The sequence below is a fragment of the Achromobacter maghribensis genome (genome assembly GCF_057334215.1).
Genome location: NZ_JBHFII010000018.1, coordinates 21,373 through 25,190, shown reverse-complemented (window position 1 = coordinate 25,190; position 3,818 = coordinate 21,373). Strand labels below are relative to the sequence as shown.

The 3,818-nt window shown below is 66.1% G+C and carries 3 protein-coding genes; all 3 read left to right on the top strand.

Annotation, left to right across the window (positions count from 1 at the left end):
• Positions 1 to 137 precede the first annotated feature (137 nt).
• Positions 138 to 2,489, top strand: coding sequence for a bifunctional salicylyl-CoA 5-hydroxylase/oxidoreductase (locus ACE039_RS08275; RefSeq protein ID WP_313462927.1), 2,352 nt, complete (start codon positions 138 to 140; stop codon positions 2,487 to 2,489).
• Positions 2,486 to 3,277: an SDR family NAD(P)-dependent oxidoreductase gene (locus ACE039_RS08270; RefSeq protein WP_313462926.1), complete on the top strand. Its 792-nt coding sequence runs from the start codon at positions 2,486 to 2,488 to the stop codon at positions 3,275 to 3,277. The genes ACE039_RS08275 and ACE039_RS08270 overlap by 4 nt, the downstream gene beginning before the upstream one ends.
• Before the next feature lie 43 nt (positions 3,278 to 3,320).
• A partial coding sequence (locus ACE039_RS08265; protein WP_485822075.1) for an enoyl-CoA hydratase-related protein occupies positions 3,321 to 3,818 on the top strand: 498 nt, incomplete at its 3' end.

The window sequence follows — 3,818 nt, the reverse complement described above, 5'->3', positions numbered from 1 at the left end:
TCTACTAGCTTTCCCCCATTTGCGATCCCCCCACTTCAGGTATATATTTCAAGCCTAAACTATCCAGACCTAAATATCCGCGGCGCCCCGCTCCAGATAAACGAGCGACTGTCGCGTACCTCGGAGCGTATACGGCAATGAAAATAGTCTGCATCGGCGGCGGTCCCGCCGGCCTGTATTTTGGTCTGCTGATGAAATTGCAGAACCCCGCGAACGAGATCACCGTCATCGAACGCAACCGGCCCTACGATACGTTCGGCTGGGGCGTCGTGTTCTCCGATGCCACCATGCAGAATCTGCGCGAAGCAGACCCCGTTTCCGCCCAGACCATTGGTGACGCGTTCAACCACTGGGACGACATCGACATCCACTTCAAAGGTCGCAGCATCCGCAGCAGCGGCCACGGCTTCATCGGCATCGGGCGCAAGAAACTGCTGAACATCCTGCAGGCGCGGTGCGAAGACGTCGGCGTCAAGCTGGTGTTCGAGAACTTCGTCCAGGACGACCAGGCCATTGCCCGCGAATACGACGCCGACCTCGTCATCGCCTCCGACGGCATCAACAGCCAGATCCGCACCCGCTACGCCGACACCTTCCACCCCGACATCGACCAGCGTCGTTGCCGCTTTGTCTGGCTCGGCACCAAGAAAGTGTTCGACGCCTTCACCTTCGCCTTCGTGCAGACCGAGCACGGCTGGTTCCAGGCCCACGCCTACCGCTACGAAGATGGCATGTCCACCTTCATTGTGGAAACGCCTGAAGAGACCTGGCAGGCCGCCGGCATCGAACAGATGAGCCAGGAAGAGGGCATCGCCTATTGCGAAAAGCTGTTCGCGCCCTGGCTCGATGGCAATGCGTTGATCAGCAACGCCTCGCACCTGCGCGGTTCGGCCATCTGGATCCGCTTCCCGCGTGTCATCTGCAACACCTGGGTCCACTGGAACACGCTGGAAACCGCCCGCGGCCAGCGCCGAGTGCCCGTCGTGCTGATGGGCGACGCCGCCCATACCGCCCACTTCTCCATCGGCTCTGGCACCAAATTGGCGCTGGAGGACTCCATCGAGCTGGCGCGCTGCCTGAGCGGCGCCGAGGGCAGCGTGGAACACGGCTTGCAGCACTACGAAGAAGTGCGCAGCGTGGAAGTGCTGAAGATCCAGAACGCGGCCCGCAACTCCACCGAATGGTTCGAGAACGTCGAACGCTACGCGGAACTGGAACCCGAGCAATTCGCTTATTCGCTGCTGACCCGTTCACAGCGTATCTCGCACGAGAACCTGCGCCTGCGCGATCCCGCCTGGCTGGAAGGCTTTGAACGCTGGATCGCGGAACGCGCCGGCGCGCAGGCGGCGCCGGGCAAGCGTCCGGCCATTCCGATGCTGACGCCCTACCAGGTGCGCGGCGTGCGCCTGAAGAACCGCATCCTGGTGTCGCCGATGGCCATGTATTCCTGCCAGGACGGCGTGCCGGGCGACTTCCATCTGGTTCACCTGGGCGCCCGCGCCATGGGCGGGGCAGGGCTGGTCATGGTTGAAATGACCTGCGTGTCGCCCGACGGCCGCATCACCCCGGGCTGCCCGGGGCTGTGGAACGACGAGCAGACGCAGGCCTTTGCCCGCATCGTGAATTTCGTGCACGGCAACAGCGATGCCCGCATCGGCGTGCAGCTGGGCCATGCCGGCCGCAAGGGTTCGACCCAGCTTGGCTGGCAGAAGATCGACCACCCGCTGGCCGAAGGCAACTGGCCGCTGCTGTCGGCGTCGGCCTTGCCCTACATCGACGGCGTGTCGCAGACGCCGCGCGCCATGACGCGCGCCGACATGGACCAGGTGCGCGACAACTTCATCGCCGCCGCCCGCCGTGCCACGGAAGCCGGTTTCGACTGGCTGGAACTGCACTGCGCGCACGGCTACCTGCTGTCCAGCTTCATTTCGCCGCTGACCAACCACCGTGAAGACGAATACGGCGGCAGCCTGGAAAACCGCCTGCGCTTCCCGCTGGAAGTTTTCCACGCCGTGCGCGCCGTCTGGCCGCAAGACAAGCCCATGTCGGTGCGGATTTCAGCCAGCGACTGGGTCGAAGGCGGCATTACCGCCGACGACGCGGTCGAGATCGCACGCCACTTCAAGGCCGCCGGCGCCGACATGATCGATTGTTCGTCCGGCCAGGTCAGCAAGGAAGAAAAGCCCGTCTACGGCCGCATGTTCCAAACCCCGTTCGCCGACCGCGTGCGCAACGAAGCCGGCATTCCCACCATCGCGGTGGGCGCCATCTTCGAGGCCGACCACGCCAACGGCATCATTGCATCCGGCCGTGCCGACCTGTGCGCCCTGGCGCGTCCCCATCTGGCCGACGCCTCCTGGACGTTACGCGAAGCGGCGCGGGTCGGCTACACCGACGTGGCGTGGCCCAGCCAGTACTTTGCCGGCAAACGCCAGCTGGAAACCAACTTTGAACGCGCCGCCGCGATGGCGCAACTGGATATCAAATGACGACGACTCCGCACCCCCTCGCCGGACGCCACGCGCTGGTGACGGGCGGCGCCCGCGGCATCGGCCTGGCCAGCGCGCGAGCGCTGCTGGCGCGCGGCGCTCGCGTCACGCTGCTGGGCCGCGACGGCGCCTCGCTGGACGCCGCCGCCGACAGCCTGGCCAGCCTGGGCCAGGTGCAGACGGTCAGCGCGGACATTGCCGACGAAGCGTCGGTGCGCGCGGCGTTCGCGCAAGCCGAAGTGACGTTCGGCCCGGTGCTGGTGCTGGTGAACAACGCCGGGCAGGCGGTCAGCCAGCGTTTTGATCGCACCGATGCCGCGCTGTGGCAGCAGATGCTTGCCGTCAACCTGACCGGCACGTTCCATTGCATCCAGGCGGCGCTGCCGGGCATGCTGCAGGAAAAATGGGGGCGGGTGATCAACGTGGCCAGCACGGCTGGCCTGATCGGCTACGGCTACGTCAGCGCCTATTGCGCCGCCAAGCACGGCGTGATCGGCCTGACCCGGTCGCTGGCGCTGGAAACCGCGCAAAAGGGCGTGACCGTGAATGCGGTGTGCCCGGGCTATACCGAAACCGACATCGTGCGCGGCGCGGTCAGCAACATCGTGGACAAGACCGGCATGACGCCGGAAGCCGCCCGGGCCAAGCTGGCCGAGCGCAACCCGCAGGGCCGCCTGGTGCAGCCCGAGGAAGTGGCCGAGACGGTCGCCTGGCTGGCGTTGCCGGCTTCCGCGTCCATCAATGGCCAGGCCATCGCCGTGGACGGCGGCGAAGTGATGACCGGCTGAGGCCGGCGCGTCCCATCAACCCAGGATAACGAACGGAGACACCATGAGCACCCAGTCCGAAGAGCACACCATGAAGCACCACAAGCGTCCGCTGGCCGGCTACCAGGCCAGGACGTTCCTGTGGCAGGTGTCGGCCGACGGCAAGATCGGCACGGTCACCTTGAACCGGCCGGAACGCAAGAACCCCTTGACGTTCGATTCCTACGCCGAATTGCGCGACCTGTTCCGTTCGCTGGTGTACGCCACCGACGTCAAGGTCGTGGTGGTGACGGGCGCGGGCGGCAACTTCTGCTCGGGCGGGGACGTGCACGAGATCATCGGGCCCCTGACCAGGATGACCATGCCCGAATTGCTGGACTTCACTCGCATGACGGGCGACCTGGTCAAGGCCATGCGCGCTTGCCCGCAGCCCATCGTGGCCGCGGTGGACGGCGTCTGCGCCGGCGCCGGTGCGATGGTGGCGCTGGCCGCCGACATGCGCCTGGGCACCCCGGCCGCGCGCACGGCGTTCCTGTTCACGCGGGTGGGTCTGGCAGGCGCC